The organism is Pseudomonas sp. R151218B TE3479 (assembly GCF_053629195.1).
This window is the reverse complement of sequence record NZ_JBRJHV010000001.1, coordinates 1,581,847-1,600,675: the sequence shown is the minus strand read 5'-3', so window position 1 is coordinate 1,600,675 and position 18,829 is coordinate 1,581,847. Positions and strand designations below refer to the sequence as shown.

General features: G+C 62.7%; 13 protein-coding genes. 1 reads left to right on the top strand and 12 read right to left on the bottom strand.

What is annotated here, in order from left to right:
- Positions 1-65: 65 nt before the first annotated feature.
- The 12 genes from AB7M32_RS07130 to glnE all read right to left on the bottom strand — a co-directional run bounded on the left by AB7M32_RS07130 (position 66) and on the right by glnE (position 15,795).
- Positions 66-1,466, bottom strand: a complete 1,401-nt coding sequence (locus AB7M32_RS07130) for a PIG-L deacetylase family protein (RefSeq protein WP_454249498.1) — start codon at positions 1,464-1,466, stop codon at positions 66-68.
- A gap of 8 nt (positions 1,467-1,474) precedes the next feature.
- Positions 1,475-2,371, bottom strand: coding sequence for an antimicrobial resistance protein Mig-14 (locus AB7M32_RS07125; protein ID WP_454249497.1), 897 nt, complete (start codon positions 2,369-2,371; stop codon positions 1,475-1,477).
- Positions 2,371-3,501 (bottom strand): glycosyltransferase, encoded by a 1,131-nt coding sequence (locus tag AB7M32_RS07120; RefSeq protein WP_454249496.1) that lies wholly within the window; start codon positions 3,499-3,501, stop codon positions 2,371-2,373. The genes AB7M32_RS07125 and AB7M32_RS07120 overlap by 1 nt, the downstream gene beginning before the upstream one ends.
- Positions 3,485-5,242: a carbamoyltransferase family protein gene (locus tag AB7M32_RS07115; protein WP_003197115.1), complete on the bottom strand. Its 1,758-nt coding sequence runs from the start codon at positions 5,240-5,242 to the stop codon at positions 3,485-3,487. The genes AB7M32_RS07120 and AB7M32_RS07115 overlap by 17 nt, the downstream gene beginning before the upstream one ends.
- Positions 5,243-5,560: 318 nt before the next feature.
- The gene (locus AB7M32_RS07110; RefSeq protein ID WP_454249495.1) at positions 5,561-7,012 is read right to left on the bottom strand and encodes a lipopolysaccharide kinase InaA family protein; all 1,452 of its coding nucleotides are present in this window, start codon (positions 7,010-7,012) and stop codon (positions 5,561-5,563) included.
- On the bottom strand, positions 7,012-7,764 hold the full coding sequence (locus tag AB7M32_RS07105; RefSeq protein WP_454249494.1) for a lipopolysaccharide kinase InaA family protein: 753 nt from the start codon (positions 7,762-7,764) through the stop codon (positions 7,012-7,014). Before AB7M32_RS07105 ends, AB7M32_RS07110 begins: the two co-directional genes overlap by 1 nt.
- Positions 7,761-8,495 carry a lipopolysaccharide kinase InaA family protein gene (locus tag AB7M32_RS07100; RefSeq protein WP_454249493.1) on the bottom strand — a complete coding sequence of 245 codons (735 nt, stop codon included), beginning with the start codon at positions 8,493-8,495 and terminating at the stop codon, positions 7,761-7,763. The genes AB7M32_RS07105 and AB7M32_RS07100 overlap by 4 nt, the downstream gene beginning before the upstream one ends.
- The gene (gene rfaP / locus AB7M32_RS07095) at positions 8,495-9,301 is read right to left on the bottom strand and encodes a lipopolysaccharide core heptose(I) kinase RfaP (RefSeq protein WP_454249492.1); all 807 of its coding nucleotides are present in this window, start codon (positions 9,299-9,301) and stop codon (positions 8,495-8,497) included. Before rfaP ends, AB7M32_RS07100 begins: the two co-directional genes overlap by 1 nt.
- Positions 9,298-10,422, bottom strand: a complete 1,125-nt coding sequence (locus tag AB7M32_RS07090; RefSeq protein ID WP_454249491.1) for a glycosyltransferase family 4 protein — start codon at positions 10,420-10,422, stop codon at positions 9,298-9,300. Before AB7M32_RS07090 ends, rfaP begins: the two co-directional genes overlap by 4 nt.
- A complete protein-coding gene (gene waaC, locus AB7M32_RS07085) occupies positions 10,422-11,480 on the bottom strand; it encodes a lipopolysaccharide heptosyltransferase I (RefSeq protein WP_060739473.1) in 1,059 nt (352 codons plus the stop codon). The genes AB7M32_RS07090 and waaC overlap by 1 nt, the downstream gene beginning before the upstream one ends.
- 1 nt (position 11,481) lies before the next feature.
- On the bottom strand, positions 11,482-12,516 hold the full coding sequence (gene waaF / locus AB7M32_RS07080) for a lipopolysaccharide heptosyltransferase II (RefSeq protein ID WP_454249490.1): 1,035 nt from the start codon (positions 12,514-12,516) through the stop codon (positions 11,482-11,484).
- 327 nt (positions 12,517-12,843) lie between these two features.
- Positions 12,844-15,795 carry a bifunctional [glutamate--ammonia ligase]-adenylyl-L-tyrosine phosphorylase/[glutamate--ammonia-ligase] adenylyltransferase gene (gene glnE, locus AB7M32_RS07075; RefSeq protein ID WP_454249489.1) on the bottom strand — a complete coding sequence of 984 codons (2,952 nt, stop codon included), beginning with the start codon at positions 15,793-15,795 and terminating at the stop codon, positions 12,844-12,846.
- Between the two features lie 382 nt (positions 15,796-16,177).
- Between glnE and aceE the strand changes: the two genes are divergently transcribed.
- Positions 16,178-18,823 carry a pyruvate dehydrogenase (acetyl-transferring), homodimeric type gene (gene aceE, locus AB7M32_RS07070; RefSeq protein ID WP_053117793.1) on the top strand — a complete coding sequence of 882 codons (2,646 nt, stop codon included), beginning with the start codon at positions 16,178-16,180 and terminating at the stop codon, positions 18,821-18,823.
- The last annotated feature ends 6 nt before the right edge of the window (positions 18,824-18,829 follow it).

The following is an 18,829-nucleotide window of genomic DNA, read 5'->3' as shown; positions in this document are numbered from 1 at the left end:
AACGACTTGATAAATAACCGGAGGCCGGTTTGCGCCGTAGCGCAAAGAAGCCCCGCCTTGGGCCTCTACAGCCGCCAGAACAGTTCATGACGACGCACAGCCTTGCGAAAAAATTCGTTCTCGCCATACGCAGAGCCCGTGCGCCCCGCCAGCAGACGCTGGATGCCACGGCGCAGACGACGCTTGAACGGCGCGCGCGGTTGCAGGTCATGCATCATGCCCAACGCCATGGCCTTGTCGCGCTGGCCGGACAATGCCAGCGGCAGGCTGACGGGATGCATCGGCCGGGCCGGGTCGAAATACGGCGGCAACGCAATGCCCGCACCCGCATCACCCATGGGCCAGCGGTCATTGTCGTGCAGGTGATTGGCATAGCCCAGCAGCGTGGTCGGTTGCCACTCCAGGCCTTCGAGGGCTTGCAGGACGGCCTGATGGGCACAGAGATGGTCGGGGTGCGGATCAAGGGTCGGGTGTGGCAATACAATGACTTCGGGACGCGCCATGAGCAGCAGCTCGCGCAGGTCTGCCAGCAGGTTGTTCCAGGTCGGCGCGCCGTCGTCATCGCCGGGCAGGGCGAACGGGTTCAACTGGCGGAACAGCCGGGTATCGCTCAGCCCCGCCTCGCGAGAGCCCTGGGGCTGGTTCGGCGCGGCTTGCATGGCCGCCAGTTGCAGACAGAAATAACCCAACTGCACACAGTGTGCTTCAGGCACTCCGGCCCAGCGGGGTACGGCAATGCTGTCCCAGGCTCGCAAACGGCCCTTGAGTCGCGCGGCTTCGACGCTGTCCAGGCCCATCTTCCGATAATGCCCGGCCTCGATTTCACCCGCTGTCAGCGTCACGATCCAGGCCTCGTCAGCCTGGCTGTACAAACCGTAGGCAGCCAGCTCCGCATCATCGGCGTGGGGAGCGATGACCATCACCCGCTGATGCTGCACCGGCGGCGGCGTGAAGGACCACAACGTCGGCTCGCCCAGCAAACGGCAATGACGTCCGCGCAGGCGCAGCTCGCCCCGGGACAACGCCGGGCCCTGCTCGCTGAGGTTGAGATAGCGCAGGCCATTGACCCCGCGCTCGAAGGTTTGCAGGTCTCTTTCACCACCCGACAACTCGACGAGCGGATCGATGAAGCGTCCCAGCCAGGTGCTCTTGATCCGCAGTGCGAGGATCAGCGTCGCGCCATCATCCAGAATCACGCCTTCGTCCAACCGAAGCCGCCCGGCATTCAAATGCACCTTGGGTTGCTGGGTGAACGGCGGGAAGCTGTATTGGTAATCGTCCCGGGGCGAATAGAACAGGTGATCGGCGAACCACGCCTCGTGGGCGATCCAGCCCAGCACCGCCAGTACCAGGGGTAGCCACCAGGCCACCCCGATGCCCAGCGACACCAACGCCACCAGGGCAAGCAACAACCCTACGCGCTTGTTGCGCCGGTGGCGCCTGAGTAACTGTTGCTTGCGACTCATGGGTAGGTTCATACGGTAAACACCGGCACGGGGTTGCACCAACGGTCCTTGTATTCCCGGTCCGCCCGGCCGAATGAAAAACGCAACGGCTTGCCGGCGGCACGGGCGTGTTCCCAGGCGCTTTGGGTGTTGAGGAAACTCAACACGCTGCCAGGACTGAATTCGCGAGTCTGCGGGTCGACGCCACCGTTGATGTACTCGACGCTGATCCACTCGGGCGCTTCGACGCGATACACCAGTTGGATCGCAATCGGCGCATCGTTGAGAAAGATCACCGAGCCGATCAGCCACTCGCGCAGCAGCTCGATCACCTCGCCCATGCGTTCGGCACCGGTGGCCGCAAAGCCCCAGCGACGCAGGAACAGGTCGCAGTAGATCGAGGCCAGCTCGGCGCTGGAAAACTCGCCGACCGGCCGTACCACGCCGCCCGCCTCTTCCAGCAAACGCAGTTCACGGCGCTGGTTGTAGCGAAACTTCTTGGACAGCTCTTCCGGCGTACGGGCCATGGCCAGTTGTTCCTGCTGCAACTTCAAACCGCTGAAGCGCCCCTCGTTGAGGGCCGACAGGTAACGTCCACGATGACGCAACGGCGCTTGCGCATCGGGTGCCGCCGGCAGGATCAGCTCGGCATTGCCCAGGTCGAACAAGCCCTTCTTGCCGTTGCGCTTGAGCACGTCTTTGGACAGCGCCAGGTCGCGGCCCCAGGTGGGTATGGCCGCCTTGAGCTCACCGTCCTGCTCGAACGCCAGGTAACGCACGGGAATCCCGGCCAGGGCCGCCAGGCGCTCGACCACCAGGGGATGAGTGGCCACGCTGCCGCCGAAACGCTGCCAGGCCTGGGCATAAATCGACGCATCGACGGCGGTCCAGCCACGCTCGCGCCAGCCTTGGAATCGGTTGAGCATCAGGCCCTCGGCGCCAGTTCGGTGACTTGGGGCAAACGCCAGAATGCCTCGCGTACGGCGCGATCCGAAAAACGTTCGCGCAAGCGATCGAGCATCAGCTCGGCGCATTGGCGACGCTGCAGATCGTCCATGGCCGCCAGGTGCTGCAGCCCCTGGGCCATGTGCTCGGCGTCGCCCAGCGGAAACAGGATGCCAACGCCTTCGACCACTTCCTTGGCCCCCCCGCAGGCCGTCGCCAGCAACGGTACGCCGGCGGCCATGGCCTCGAGCAGCACCATGCCGAACGGTTCATGGTCGGAGCTCAGGGCGAACACATCAAAAGCACGGAAATAACGGCGCGCTTCGGGCACCTGGCCTAGGAACAGCACACGATCAGCAATGCCCAGCTCTCGGGCCAGTGCCTTGAGGTCCTGCTCCAGGCGGCCCTTGCCGAGAATTGCCAACTGGCTGTTGGCCGGCAGATGCCCCAGCGCTGCGGCAAAGCCGCGCAACAGTGTGGCCTGGTCCTTGTCCGGGTGCAGACGGCCGACATTGCCGACAATCCAGGCGTCCATATCCAGCCCCAGCGTATGCCGAGCCTCCTCCCGGGAGACCAGGCTGGCTTGGACGGCATCAAGGTCGATGCGGTTGTAGAGGGTCTGGATCCGGGCAGCCGGCCATTTCGGCAGGCAGCGGCGCATGTCGTCACGTACCGCATCGGAAACCCCGAGCAGGCTCAGGCGCTTGCGGTAAACGTGGGCGAACAACCGGCGAGTGCGCCGCTGGTAGTCCCCGAAGGCATGGTGCACGCCAATCACCGGCAAGCGAGTACCCAGCAGGGCGATGTAGATCGGCTTGAAGCGATGGGCAATGCAGAAACTGAAATTGCGCGAGGCAGCGATCTTGCGCAGATCGCCGATGGCGCCCAGCTTCAGGCCACGAATGGCGCTGGAGCTGTATTCCATGAACAGCACCTCGTCCGAGGCACAGGCGGCAGCGACTTCGGCATCGGCCGCCCCGGTGAGGAACACCGTGGTCACGCGATAGCCAGTGCCCGCGAACAAGCTGGCGTACTGACGGGCGCAGTCCAGGAACGGCCCGTCATAACCGTGGCAGAACTGCAGCACATGTCGCTCAGCCGAGCGTGTCATAAGCGTCCACGCCGTCTTTGACCACCAGGATGTCTTCCATGATCAGGTACTGCAGGTCGGAACCGAAGAACATGTTCAGCGCATCGGTCGGCGAGCAGATCATCGGTTCGCCACGACGGTTGAGCGAGGTGTTCAGCGACACGCCGTTGCCGGTCAGCACTTCCAGGGCCTTCATCATGTCGTAGTAGCGCGGGTTGTATTCGCGCTTGAGCACCTGGGCCCGGGAGGTGCCATCTTCATGGACGACTTCCGGCACGCGGGTTTTCCATTCTTCGGCCACTTCGAAGGTGAAGGTCATGAACGGTGCCGGGTGATCGACCTTGATCATCTGCGGCGCAACGGTGTCGAGCATCGACGGGCAGAAAGGCCTCCAGCGCTCGCGGAACTTGATCTGTTCGTTGATGCGGTCGGCCACGCCGCTGGCGCTCGGGCAACCGATGATCGAGCGACCGCCCAAGGCACGCGGACCAAACTCCATGCGGCCCTGGAACCAGGCTACCGGGTTGCCGTCGACCATGATCTTGGCGATGCGCTCGGGGGTGTTGTCGATCTTGCGCCAGGCAGGCTTGCTCGGATGACGGGCGCACGCGGCAATCACGTCTTCGTTGCTGTAGGCCGGGCCGAGGTAGACGTGCTCCATCTTTTCCACTGGCACGCCACGGGCATGTGACACATACGCCGCCGCCCCCACTGCCGTACCGGCGTCACCGGAAGCCGGTTGCACGAACAGCTCCTTGACGTCGTCACGGGCGATGATCTTCTGGTTCAGCTTGACGTTCAGCGCACAGCCGCCGGCGAAGGCCAGCTTGCCGGTTTCCTTGAGTACGTCGCCCAGGTAGTGGTCGATCATTTGCAGCGCGAGCTTCTCGAACAGCGCCTGCATGCTCGCCGCGTAGTGAATGTACGGCTCGTCGGCGATGTCGCCTTCGCGCTTCGGGCCAAGCCATTCGATCAGCTTCGGCGAGAAATAGAAGCCCTTGCCCTTCTCTTTATAGCGGCGCAGGCCGATCACGTTGGCATAGTCGGTGTTGATCACCAGTTCGCCGTTTTCGAACGAGGCCAGGCGGGAGAAATCGTACTTGGTGGCATCGCCATAGGGCGCCATGCCCATGACCTTGAATTCGCCGTCGAGCATTTCAAAACCGAGGAACTCGGTGATCGCGCCGTACAGGCCACCCAGGGAATCCGGGTCGAAGAATTCCTTGATCTTGTGGATCTTGCCGTTTTCGCCATAGCCGAAGAAGGTCGTGGCGTATTCGCCCTTGCCGTCGATGCCCAGGATCGCGGTTTTTTCCTGGAAGCCGGAGCAGTGGTAGGCGCTGGAGGCGTGGGCCAAGTGGTGCTCGACCGGCTCGATCTTGATTTTCTTCGGATCGAAGCCCAGTTGTTCCAGGCACCAGACGATCTTGCGGCGATAGCGCTTGTAGCGACGGTTGCCCATCAGGATCGCGTCGAGGGCCCGGTCCGGGGCGTACCAGTAACGCTTGGCGTAGTGCCAGCGCGCCTCGCCGAACAGGCTGATCGGGGCGAACGGAATCGCCACCACATCGACGTCGGAAGGCTTGATGCCGGCTTGTTCCAGGCAGAACTTTGCCGACTCGTAGGGCATGCGGTTCTTTGCATGTTTATCGCGTACGAAGCGCTCTTCCTCGGCCGCCGCGATCAGCTTGCCGTCTATGTACAGCGCTGCGGAAGGATCATGGCTAAGGGCGCCGGACAGGCCAAGAATCGTCAATGCCACAGGGTCTAGCCTCTTATGTCTGCATACGGGCGACAAGCGCCGCGAAAAATGGATGTGCCGCGCGCCAGGGGTGCGGGGCAGCTAAAGGGCGGGATTATAGCTTAAAAGCGATCTTAAGCCTCTAGCGGTGAGTGCGGGCCGCTGTCCGGTGTTAATTGGGTAGGCAGAGCACCGCCCCTGTGGCGAGGGAGCTTGCTCCCGCTCGGCTGCGCAGCAGTCGTAAAACCTGCCCGCCGTTTTCTTCCTGGCGCACCGCATTGGATGGCTTTTGGGGCGGCTGCGCGGCCCAGCGGGAGCAAGCTCCCTCGCCACAGGACTCTACGAGGTGCTATCGACTGTTTTGGGCACCCGCTGATCGATCACCCGATACAACGCACTGTCCTGCGGCCAGTTGCGCATGAACCGCGCCCGATCCCGGGCGTAGGCCGGGGCGAAGCTGGCCTGGGTGCGGTGCTGGCACATCGAGTCGAGGTCGATCAGCGCCCAGCGATCGTGCCGCCAGAACAGATTGTGACCCTTGAAGTCGCCATGGCTGATGCGCTCGCGGATCAGGTCGGCGAACAAGCGATCCAGCGCCAGCAACTCAGCTTCGGGGGCTTCACCGCTTTCCACATAAGGGCCGAAGCGCTCGATGATGTCCGGTCCCGACAGGTGTTCGGTGACCAGGTAGGCGCCACGGCGCAGCCACAGGAAACGCTTTTCCAGCAAGGCCAGTGGCTTGGGCGTGGCAATGCCGAGGAAGGCCAGGCGATGGCCTTCGCGCCAAGAATGCCAGGCCCGGCTCGGGCGCCAGAAGCGCTTGAGCCAGTGGGCGAAGTTCTTGATGTTGTAGCGCTTGATCACCAAGGTGCGACCGTTCACCTCGACTTTGCCGACGCTGGCCGCGCCGCCGGTCTTGTACAGATGGCCCTGGTCGAGCAGCGCATCGGCCCGCTCCAGCACCGGCGTCATGGCCGCTTCTTCATCCCGACGGATCGCCCGTAAGCCGAACGCCCCGCGCTGTACGCTGAACAGACTGCACTCACGCCCGACTTTTTCGAGGAAATCCTTCAGGCGCCAGGCCTGCACCTTGTCGATCTGTTTTTGCAGCGCTTCCATGGGCAGCGCGTGTTCGGCGTTGCCCAAGAGGTAATACACCAACAGCTCTTCGTTGAACGGTTGGAGGGTTTTGGGAAGCTGGGCGAAAAACACCCCCAGGTTCTCCAGGACTTTCTGCCGCGACAACGGTTGCCCTGGGGTTTCGGCGCGGATGCCGGCACCGTCGATCAAGTAGAGCTTGCCGTCGTGGCGCAACAGATTGTCCAGGTGCAGGTCCTCCTGCCACAGGCCTTTGCCATGCAGCTGCGCAATGGCGCCCAGGGCTTCGGCCAGCACCGCCGTTTGTTCGTCGGCCAGTAAGGGTAGGTGTTCGACCTGTTGCCAGGCATCCCCCAGGCTCTCGGCGTCTTCGAGCAATTCGAACAACAACCAGCCACCTTCAGCCTCGTTCAAGCCATCGGCGAGCAACAACGGCGTCGTCAGTCCTTGTTCCGCCAGCAAGCGCACGCCTTGCAGTTCCCGCTGGAAGTGCCGGGCAGCCTTGTTGCCCACCAATAATTTGGCCAGCACCGGCCGACCACGCCAGATGCCCGCCCCGACATAGCGCTGCCCCGGCAACACCCGCAACAGCGAAAGCAGCTGCAATTGCGCTGGGCCAGCGGCGTCGGCCAATTCCAGGCTCAGTGGCAGACTGGGGCTGCGGCCGGCGCTCTTCAATTCGGACAAATGCATCAACGGGCTCCCTTGTGGCTGCGCCGGGCGCTCAGGCGGTCCATCCAGCTATCGACCAGCCCGGCATCGAGCGGTTGAGCCAGGTAGGCAGACAACAGCTGGCGTACATCGGCATCACTCCAGATGGACGCGCGCCGCAACAGCGGCTCCAGGTCCTTGACCCGATCACGCCGACCAAACAGCAGCGGCCGAGTCTTTTCCAAGTCGATCAATTGCGCTTGGTAACCGTCGGCGGTAGCTCGCAGGAAGATGTGTTTGGGATAGAAGCAACCGTGCACCTGATGCATGCCATGCAGGCGCCGCGCCAACTGCCCGCAGGCGTTGAGGACGGTGGTGCGCTGCGTCGCCGTCAGGCTCGGCCAGCGTTGCAACAGCGAGTCCAGGTCGTCCCAGCCATCCAGGGCCCGGGTCAGCAGGATCGCCCGGACCTCGCCTTCCACCTTGCGCTGACCATAGAACACCGCTTGCAAGGCCGGAATCCCCAACTGCCGATAACGGCTGATGTTGCGAAATTCCCGGGAAAAACTCGGCTCGCCGAAAGGGTGGGACCAGGTCCGGGTCAGGTAATTGCTTTGGCGCTTGAGGTAATAACCCTGCCCGTCCAGCTCCAGCCGGAACACGCTGCTCCAGCCGTCGCCCGAGGTGTTGGGTTCGTCCACCGCATCCAGTTGCCGCGCCCACAAGGCCTCGAAGCTGTCCAGGCCATGGCGTTGCAGCAACGCTCGGTCTTCAGCGGCCAGAAAGTCAGTCATTCACGCCCCTCGAAAAATCTCACCACGTGACGGATGCGTTTCTTGTCGCACGCATCGAGTCGGTCGCGCTGGCGGTATTGCAGGTAAAAACGCAGGCGCTGCGTGGTCGATAAATGGTATTTGGCCACTTTATCCAGGCACGCCAAGTCCTTGGTGATGCGGTACTTGAGCCAGAAACCACGCCAGAAGTCCCCATTCGGGCAGTCGATCAGAAACAGCTGCGAGTGGTCGTCGATCAACAGGTTGCGCCACTTCAGATCGTTATGGGTGAAGCGGTGGTCGTGCATGGTCCGCGTATAGCCGGCCAGTTGCCGGCTGACATGATCGACCCAGGCACGGTCCGCCAGCCGCGAATCGTGACGCTCGGCGAGCGCCGAGAGGTCTTCGGTGTGGGGCAGCTCGCGGGTGATCAGCGCGCCACGGGCGTAACTCGCACCGTTTCGCTCCAAGCCCCAGCCCACGACCTCGGCGGTGGGAATGCCCCATTTGGCGAAGCGCTTGAGGTTCTGCCATTCGGACTTGACCCGCGGCTTGCCCAGGTAACGCCGCAAGCCTTTGCCGGCGCCGACGTAGCGCTTGACGTAATAGTTCACGCCGTTGCGCTGCACCCGGATCACCTCTGACAACGGGTCACGGGTCAAACGCTCCCCTTGTAACGCAAACACCGCTTCAAGGCTGCCAAAGTCCTCGGCCAGCTCGACGTATTCCGGTTCCAGATTCCAACCCGACATCAGAGCGCGTCCCCGTACCGCTGCTTGCGGGCATACAGTTTGTTGGCCTTGCCTTCGAGCCAGGTCAGCAACGGAGCCTCATCGGCGAGGATCCGCCGCAGCGGCTGCTGGAAATACCCCTTGAGAAAACGCAGCTTGTCGCGGCGGGTCAGGCCGATGTCCAGCGCCGAGAAATACAGCGCCGCCAGGTCCTTGTTGCGCCAGCGAGTGGTGATGGCGGGACGGGTCTGGGCGCGGTGCAGGTCGATCACCGAGAGTTTGAAATCCCCAGGAGTCACCGGCTTGTCGGTGTGCAGCAGAAAGTGGCAGATGTAGCAGTCACGATGGTTGACGCCAGCGCGGTGCATCATGCCGGTCATACGCGCCACTTCGGCGATCAGCGCACGCTTGAGCGTCGGCTGCGGCGGCTGTTTGACCCAGTCAATGCTGAAATCTTCGAGGCTGACGGTCGGCGCCAGCTCTTCGGTGACGATGAACGAGTGCTGGTTCGCCGGGTTGCTGCCCTTTTCGCCGTAGGCGACAGCGGTCATGGTCGGCACGCCGGCTTCCTGCAAACGCTGGATAGCCTTCCACTCCTGCCCTGCACCGAGGACCGGCAGCTTGGCGGTGAACAAGTTCTTGAAGATCTCGCCCCAACCGATGCCACGGTGGATCTTCACGAAAAAGCCGCGACCGTCCACCTCCGTGCGCAAGGTGCGCCGGGCTTCCAGTTCACGATAGACCTCGCCCTCGAGCGCTTCGACTTCGGTGAACGCATCGCGCCCGGCCCAAAGGCTCTTGAACGGTTCGGCCAGCATCAACTTCATTGTGCGTGCTCCGCCAATATCACATCGGCCGCGTGCTGCGGCATGCTGTAGAGGTCGGCCGTCTCGGCGAAGACCAGACCGTTGCGGCTCCAGGCCGCCCGGGCATCGGCATCGTTCAACATGCGGCCCAGGTATTCGTTGAGCTGGGCTTGTTCGAACGGCTCATCCAGTACCAGGCCACTGTCGGCCTCGGCGATGTAATGGGCGTACCCACACACCGCGCTGACCAATACCGGCAACCCGGCCACCAGTGCTTCGAGCAGTACGGTGCCGGTATTCTCGTTGTACGCCGGATGGATCAACAGATTGGCGCCCAGCAGGAAGCGCGGGATGTCGCTGCGGCCCTTGAGGAACCGCACATTGTCGCCCAGACCCAGCGCGGCACTCTGCAGTTGGAATACCTTGGGGTCGTCCTGGCCAATTACAAATAGCCGGGTGCGTTTTCGCAGGTCGGCTGGCAACGCGGCCAGGGCCTTGAGGCTGCGATCCACGCCCTTGGTCTTGAACCCGGAGCCAATCTGCACCAGCAGCAGGTCGTCGTCGGCCAGTTCGAATTCGGCCCGGAACGCGGCGCGGATCTCATCGGCATCGGCGGGCCGCCGGCGGTCCTGGGCGATGCCCGGTGGCAGCAGGTGAAAGCGTTCCAACGGTGTGCCGTAGTGCTTGATGAACAGCGGCTGCTGGACTTCGGAAATCATCAGTACGTCGGTTTTTGCATCCTTGGCGAACACGGCCCGCTCGTACTCGGCGAAATGCCGGTAGCGGCCCCAGCGCCGGTACAGCGAGTTGCGCAGGTTCTGCGCCTTGTCTTCGAAACAGCCGTCGGCGGCGTAGTACACGTCCAGGCCAGGCATTTTGTTGAAGCCGATCAACCGGTCCACCGGGCGCTTGGCCAGATCGGCCTCCATCCACGCACTGAGTTTCTCGTTGCGGCGATGATTGAACAGCGCCTTGACCGGCGCCACCAGCACCTCGAAGCCGGGCGGCACGTCACCTTCCCAAATCAGCGTGTAGACACGGATCTGGTGACCGCGTCGCTGGCATTCAAGGGCGATGCGCATGAAGTCACGCTGCAGGCCACCGAAGGGGAAGTACTTGTAAAGGACAAAAGCCAATTGCATCAGCGCGGCTCCTCAGCCAATAACGTGCTCAGGTGGCTGGCAACACGCTCGGGGTTCAGACGCGTGAAGCACAAGGGCTGCTCGCGTTTCAGGTCAAACCGCCGGGCATCTTCGGCGGTCGGCGGATAAGTGCAATGTTTCTGCATGCACGGTGCGCAAGGGAAATCACTGGCGAGGTGAATCTGGCCCTTGCCATAGGCACCGGTCAGCACCGGGTTGGTCGGGCCGAGCAGCGAAATGGTCGGCACGTCCAGGGCCGCGGCCAGATGCCCGAGGCCGGTATCCACGGCCACGCAGGCCTGGGCGCCGGCAAGCACTTTGCCCATGCCGCCGAGGTTCAGCTTCGGCAGGACCAAGGCATTGCGCAGCCCGCTGGCGATGCGTTCGGCCCGGGCCTTTTCGGCCGGGTTGCCCCACGGCAGCTTGACGACCACGCCGAACTGCCCCATGCGTTCGGTGAGCTGGCGCCAGTAAAGTTCGGGCCAATGCTTGGACTCCCAAGTGGTGCCGTGCAGGAACACCACGTAGGGATAGGGACGTGGCAACTCCACCAGCCGGTCGACATCGAGGCCATAGTTACCCAGCGTCTGCGGCAAGTCATACCCTAGCGCCACGGCAAACAGCTGGCGCACGCGCTCGACCGCATGCTGACCACGGGCCACCGCCAGGCGCCGGGAATAAAAGCGCGCCGCCAGGGGCTCACGTGCCGAATTTTTGTCCAGACCGGCCACTGGCGCCTTGACGTAACGGGTCAGCCAGGCGCTTTTCAGAAGGCCCTGGGCGTCAATCACCAAGTCATATTTTTCGGCGCGCACACTCTGCTTGAAGCGTCGCCATTCGCCGCTCTTGATGGTTTGCCAGAGGTTCTTGCGCCAACGCCGGATCGCCACCGGAATGACCTTGCCCACGGCCGGGTGCCAGGTGGGGATTTCGGCGAAGCCTTCTTCCACCACCCAATCGAACTTGATGCCCGGAATCGCCCGCGCCGCATCGGTCAGCGCCGGCAGGGTGTGGACCACATCCCCCAGCGAAGAGGTCTTGATCAGCAATACCCGCAAGTTACCGAACCTCCACGGGTGTGCCCTGCAAACGCTCCAGCGCCTCGTTCACCGACGGTGGCATGAGCTGGCGCAGGCAATTGTAGTGGCCGAAACGGCAGGTGCGGTCGAAGCACGGGCTGCATTCGATGCCCAGGCGCACGACTTCGACCTGGTCGGCCAACGGCGGCGTGAAGCCTGGCGAGGTGGAACCGTAGACCGCCACCAACGGGCGGTTCAGGGCTGCGGCCACATGCATCAGGCCCGAGTCGTTGGAGACCACCGAATCGGCGCAGGACAGCAGGTCGATGGCCTCGGCCAGGGAGGTGTCGCCACTGAGGTTCACTGCCTCTTCCCGAAGGCCCGGGATCAATCGCGAGCGAATGTCCTCGCCCACCGGGTGATCTTTTTTCGAGCCGAACAGCCAGACTTGCCAGCCGTCGCGAATCTTCGCTTCGGCCACCTGGGCGTAATGCTCCGCCGGCCAGCGCTTGGATTCGCCGAACTCGGCCCCTGGGCACAAGGCCAGCACCGGACGATCCAGGCTCAGGCCGAACTTGGCCAGCGCTGCGTCACGGGTCACCGGGTCGATCCGCAGGCTCGGCCGCGGATACGGTTTGGGCAACTCGGCCTCCGGCGCGTAGGCCAGGGCCATGAAACGTTCGATCATCAGCGGGTAACGGTCTTTATCCAGGGCGCGCACGTCGTTGAGCAGGCCGTAGCGAAACTCGCCACGCCAACCGGTGCGCTTGGCAATACCGGCAAAGAACGGTACCAACGCCGATTTCAACGAATTGGGTAACAGGATCGCCTGGTCGTACTGACCGGCCAGGGATTTGCCGATGCGTCGACGGGTCGCCAGCTCCAGCACGCCGTGGCCGAGCGGGAAGCTCAAGGCCTTGCGCACTTCGGGCATGCGCTCCAGGATCGGCCGGCTCCACTCGGGGGCCAGGACGTCGATTTCGCACTGCGGATGACGCTGTTTCAGGCACTGGAACAGTGTCTGCGCCATCACCATATCACCGACCCAACTGGGCCCAACGATCAGAATATTCATGTGCTTTCCAAAAACGATACGGGGAGGCCTACGCCTCCCCGCCTCGAGAATCACTGTGGCTTAGGTCGTTGCCTGTTGCCCTAATCTACAACTGTGGGAGCAAGCTTGCTCGTGATAGGACCATGACATTCAACATCCATGCTGCCTGCTGTTCCGCTATCGCGAGCAAGCTCGCTCCCACCAGGGTCCTGCATAGGTTTCAAATACCGTGCAGCACCACCAATCCACTGTGGGAGCGAGCTTGCTCGCGAAGAGGCCAGCGCATCCAACACCAATGTCGCCTGACATTCCGCTATCGCGAGCAAGCCCGCTCCCACATTTAAAGCTTCAGCTCAGCCCCAGCGCCCGCCAGATCCGCAATACCTGCCGACGCTCATCCACGAACTGGTCGCCTGCGATCACCCCGGCATCTTTCTGCAAGGCCTGGCGGTGGGCGGCGGAGCGGTAGGCTTTGTAGGCTTCGCGCAACAGCGTGGCATCTTCGGCCGGCATCAACCCGAGCTCTTGCAACCCGTCCAGGATGCGGATGTTATCGGTGTAGCGCACTAGCGATGGATGCTCTTGGGACCACGCCAGGGCCGCGTATTGCACCATAAATTCAATATCGACGATACCTCCGGCATCCTGCTTGAGGTCGAAGGGCGCCGTGGCCTCGAAAGCATTCTCCGCAGTCCCGGCGGCGGTGGCCTTGCTGCCAAGGTTGTCGCGCATCTTGGCGCGCATCTCGCTGACTTCCTGGCGCAGCGTTGGCAAGTCACGCTTGCGTCCCAATATCTGGACGCGGACCTTCTCGAACGCTTGGCCCACATCCTGGCTGCCCACCAGCACACGGGCTCGCACCAGCGCCTGATGTTCCCAGGTCCAGGCCTCGTTCTCCTGGTAACGGGCGAACGCCCCGAGGGAGCTGACCAGCAGCCCCGACGCCCCGGAAGGTCGCAGGCGCATGTCCACTTCATATAGTTGCCCGGAGTTGGTCTGGGCCGTCAGCAGGTGAATGATCCGTTGACCGAGCCGGGTGAAGAACTGCGCGCCGTCGATGGGTTTCGGGCCGTCGGTTTCCGCCTGCGGGTCGCCATCGTGGATGAACACCAGGTCCAGGTCGGAACCATGCCCCAATTCCAGACCGCCGACTTTCCCATAACCGACAATAATGAAGCCCGGATCGCACAGGCTGCCGTCGGTGCGCAATGGAACGCCGTGCTTGGCGGCCGTCTGGCGCCAGGCCAGGGCCAGCACTTGCTCGAGAATCGCCTCGGCCAGCCAGGTCAGGTAATCGCTGACCTTCATCAGCGGCAGGCTGCCGGCGATTTCCGAAGCCGCCACCCGCAGGCGGTGCGCCAGCTTGAAATGCCGCAACGCCTCCATTTGCTGCTCCAGGTCATCCTCGGGAATGCGCGTCAGGCGCTCGCGCAACTCCGCGGCCAACTCCGGCGCCAGCGGCGGTTTGAACAGCCGACCCTCGTTAAGCAACTCATCGAGCAGCAACGGGAAACGGGTGATTTGCTCAGCAATCCACGGGCTCGCCGCGCACAGCGTCAGCAAGCGCCGCAGGGCGCCGGGGTTTTCCGTCAACAACACCAGGTAGGCCGAACGGCGGGCCACGGCCTCCACCAAGGGCAGTACCCGCTCCAGCACCAGGTCCGGATCGGCGTGCTCCACGGCCTGGGCCAGCAGGCGCGGAATGAACGCATCCAGACGCTCGCGCCCCAAGCGTTGCATGGCGCGCAATTGCGGGCTGCCGCGCAAGGCGGCCAGGGCCTTGAGAGCTTTGGGCGCATCGGCGAAGCCGCCCTCTTCCAACTGACGGCACGCCGCCCCTTCATCCTGGCTGTCTTCCCACAATGGCAACCATTCGCCGCCCACCACCACTTCGCTTTCGCCGCCCTCTTCTTCATCCGGGTCGGCGATGACCTGGCCGAAATGCCAGGCAACGCGCCCGCGCCAGTACATCAACTGCTCGTGAAAGGCCGACCAGTCGGCGAACCCCAGCATGAATGCAATGCGTGCCTGATCCTGCGGGCTGTCCGGGAGCATCTGGGTCTGGCGGTCGGCGATGGCCTGGATCGCATGCTCGGTATAACGCAGGAACTCATAGCCTTGGCGCAGCTCATCGATCACCTTGGCCGGCAGGTACCCCTGGCCCTCCAGGGTGCTCAACACTTTGAGCAGCGGGCGCTGCTGCAAGCTCAAGTCCCGACCGCCATGGATCAGCTGGAACGCCTGGGCAATGAACTCCACCTCGCGAATGCCGCCCGAGCCCAGCTTGATGTTGTCGGCCATGCCCTTGCGCCGCACTTCCTGCTGGATCAGTTGCTTCATGGTGCGCAGCGCTTCGATGGCGGAAAAATCCAGGTAACGCCGATAGACGAATGGACGCAGCATGTCGAGCAATTGCGCGCCGGCCACCTGATCGCCCGCCACCACCCGCGCCTTGATCATGGCGTAGCGCTCCCAGTCGCGCCCCTGATCCTGGTAATACTGCTCCAGGGCATTGAAGCTCAGCACCAGCGCACCGGCCGAGCCGTAGGGGCGCAGGCGCATGTCGACGCGGAACACGAAGCCGTCGACGGTCATCGGGTCCAGGGCCTTGATCAGGCGCTGGCCAACACGGATGAAAAATTCCTGGTTATCCAGCGGCCGCTTGACGCCCACGGTTTCGCCGCCCTCGGGGTAGGCGAAGATCAGGTCGATGTCCGACGACAGGTTCAGCTCCACGGCACCCAGCTTGCCCATGCCCAGGATGACCATCTGCTGCGGCTCGCCGCTGCGCCGTCCGGTGGGCGTACCGAATTGCTGGCTGAGGCGTTGGTACAACCAGTGATAAGCCTGGTCGATGCAAGTGTCGGCCATGTCCGAGAGATCGCGACAGGTCTGGACCAGATCGGCCTGACGGTTCAGGTCGCGCCAGATGATCCGCACCTGCTGGCGAGTACGCTGGCGGCGCAGGACGCGACCCAATTCGTCTTCGGTTTCGGCGGCCTGCACGGCGGCAGCAATCTGCGCGCGCATTTCACCGGGCGCCAGGCTGCGGTCCAGTTCGCCGCTGCGTACCAGCTCCAGCAGCATCGCAGGGTCACGCACACTCTGCTCGATGACAAAGTCACTGGCGGCGGCAATACGGTTGAACGCTTCCCAGCGTTGCGGGGTCCAGGCCGACAGCCCGCGATCGTCGTCGAGGGAGGCGACCGCCGCACGGAACGACTGCTCGGCACGACTGACCAATGACTGGAGAATGGCCGGTACCATTTCCGGTATCGGGGCAAGCGAGGGCAGGCTCATGGTCTATCCTTGATCGGCGCGGGAGAAGCTGGATGTAGTGTTTTTTCACAAGACACTACCTGATCGACTGTCGAACAAAGATGATAAATAGCTGAAAATCTGATTTTATTGGCAGCCGGCATCAAGTTTTTACCTGTTCGAGTTGGCTAAAGACCAACAGTAACGATTATTCTCACAACGAAATGAGGGGCCATACGCCGCTCATGTGTAGTTTCACTACTCGTCTATACATTCGAAAGGCTGAAACGGCCGACGATTTGTAGTAAAACTACACGCCGCCGAAACAACCTTCGGCAATCCAAGAATTTATACCGTCTGCCCACAAGGCCAGTCGCAAACTCAGGCAACCGATTCTGGTAGCCTTTCCGCCCTGGAGCAAGCCATGCAAGACCTCGATCCCGTCGAAACCCAGGAATGGCTGGACGCCCTGGAATCGGTTCTCGACAAAGAAGGCGAAGACCGCGCTCATTATCTGATGACCCGCATGGGCGAACTCGCGACCCGCAGCGGCTCGCAACTGCCCTACGCCATCACCACGCCGTACCGCAACACGATCCCCGTTACCCACGAAGCACGCATGCCTGGCGACCTGTTCATGGAACGCCGCATTCGCTCGCTGGTACGCTGGAACGCGTTGGCCATGGTCATGCGTACCAACCTGAAAGATTCTGACCTGGGCGGTCACATCTCCAGCTTCGCCTCCAGCGCGACGCTGTATGACATCGGCTTCAACTACTTCTTCCAGGCCCCGACCGACGAACACGGCGGCGACCTGATCTACTTCCAGGGTCACGCATCGCCAGGCGTCTACGCCCGTGCGTTCATGGAAGGCCGCATCACCGAAGACCAGATGAACAACTTCCGCCAGGAAGTGGACGGCAACGGTCTGTCTTCGTACCCGCACCCTTGGCTGATGCCGGACTTCTGGCAGTTCCCGACCGTGTCCATGGGTCTGGGCCCGATCCAGGCGATCTACCAGGCGCGTTTCATGAAGTACCTGGAAGCCCGCGGCTTCATCCAGCCAGGCAAGCAGAAAGTCTGGTGCTTCATGGGTGACGGCGAGTGCGACGAACCGGAATCCCTGGGCGCGATCTCCCTGGCCGGCCGCGAGAAGCTGGACAACCTGATCTTCGTCATCAACTGCAACCTGCAGCGCCTCGACGGTCCGGTTCGCGGCAACGCCAAGATCATCCAGGAACTCGAAGGCGTGTTCCGTGGTGCCCAGTGGAACGTCAACAAAGTCATCTGGGGCCGCTTCTGGGACCCACTGCTGGCCAAGGACGTCGACGGCATCCTGCAACGCCGCATGGACGAAGTCATCGACGGCGAGTACCAGAACTACAAGGCCAAGGACGGCGCGTTCGTCCGCGAACACTTCTTCAACTCGCCTGAACTCAAGGCCATGGTTGCCGACTTGTCCGACGACGAGATCTGGAAGCTCAACCGTGGCGGCCACGACCCGTACAAGGTCTACGCGGCGTACCACCAGGCGGTCAACCACAAAGAACAGCCGACCGTCATCCTGGCCAAGACCATCAAGGGTTATGGCACCGGTGCCGGCGAAGCGAAGAACACTGCGCACAACACCAAGAAAGTCGATGTCGACAGCCTGAAGTTGTTCCGCGACCGCTTCGACATCCCGGTCAAGGACAGCGAGCTGGAAAACCTGCCGTTCTTCAAGCCCGAAGAAGGCAGCGCCGAAGCCCGTTACCTGGCCGAGCGCCGTGCCGCACTGGGCGGTTTCGTGCCCCAGCGTCGCGCCAAGAGCTTCAGCATTCCGACCCCGCCACTGGAGACCCTCAAGGCGATCCTGGACGGTTCGGGCGACCGTGAAATCTCCACCACCATGGCCTTCGTGCGAATCCTCGCGCAATTGGTCAAGGACAAGGAAATCGGCCAGCGCATCGTCCCGATCATCCCGGACGAAGCCCGTACCTTCGGTATGGAAGGCATGTTCCGTCAATTGGGCATCTACTCGTCCGTCGGCCAGCTCTACGAGCCAGTCGATAAAGACCAGGTGATGTTCTACCGCGAAGACAAGAAGGGCCAGATCCTCGAAGAGGGCATCAACGAAGCGGGCGCCATGAGCTCCTTCATTGCCGCCGGTACTTCGTACTCCAGCCACAACCAGCCGATGCTGCCGTTCTACATCTTCTACTCGATGTTCGGCTTCCAACGCATCGGCGACCTGGCCTGGGCCGCTGGCGACAGCCGTACCCGCGGCTTCCTGATCGGCGGCACCGCCGGCCGGACCACCCTCAACGGTGAAGGCCTGCAGCACGAGGACGGCCACAGCCACATGCTGGCCGGGACCATCCCGAACTGCCGCACCTATGATCCGACCTACGGCTACGAGCTGGCGGTGATCATTCAGGACGGCATGAAGAAGATGACCGAAGAACAACAGGACGTCTTCTACTACATCACCGTGATGAACGAGTCCTACCAGCAGCCAGCCATGCCGGCCGGCGTCGAGGCAGGCATCGTCAAGGGCATGTACCTGCTCGAGGAAGACACCCGCGAAGCGGCGCACCACGTCCAGTTGATGGGTTCGGGCACCATCCTGCGCGAAGTGCGCGAGGCAGCGAAGATCCTGCGTGAAGAGTTCAACGTCGGCGCCGACGTCTGGAGCGTCACCAGTTTCAACGAACTGCGTCGCGACGGCCTGGCCGTAGAGCGCAGCAACCGTCTGCACCCTGGCCAGAAGCCAAAGCTGAGCTACGTCGAAGAGTGCCTGAACGGCCGCAAAGGTCCGGTCATCGCCTCCACCGACTACATGAAGCTGTTCGCCGAGCAGATCCGCCAGTGGGTTCCTTCCAAGGAATTCAAAGTCCTGGGCACCGACGGTTTCGGCCGTAGCGACAGCCGCAAGAAGCTGCGTCACTTCTTCGAAGTCGACCGTAAGTTCGTTGTGTTGGCAGCCCTGGAAGCCCTGGCTGACCGTGGCGATATCGAACCTAAAGTGGTGGCCGAAGCCATCGCCAAGTTCGGCATCGATCCGGAAAAACGCAACCCACTGGACTGCTGAGGAGAA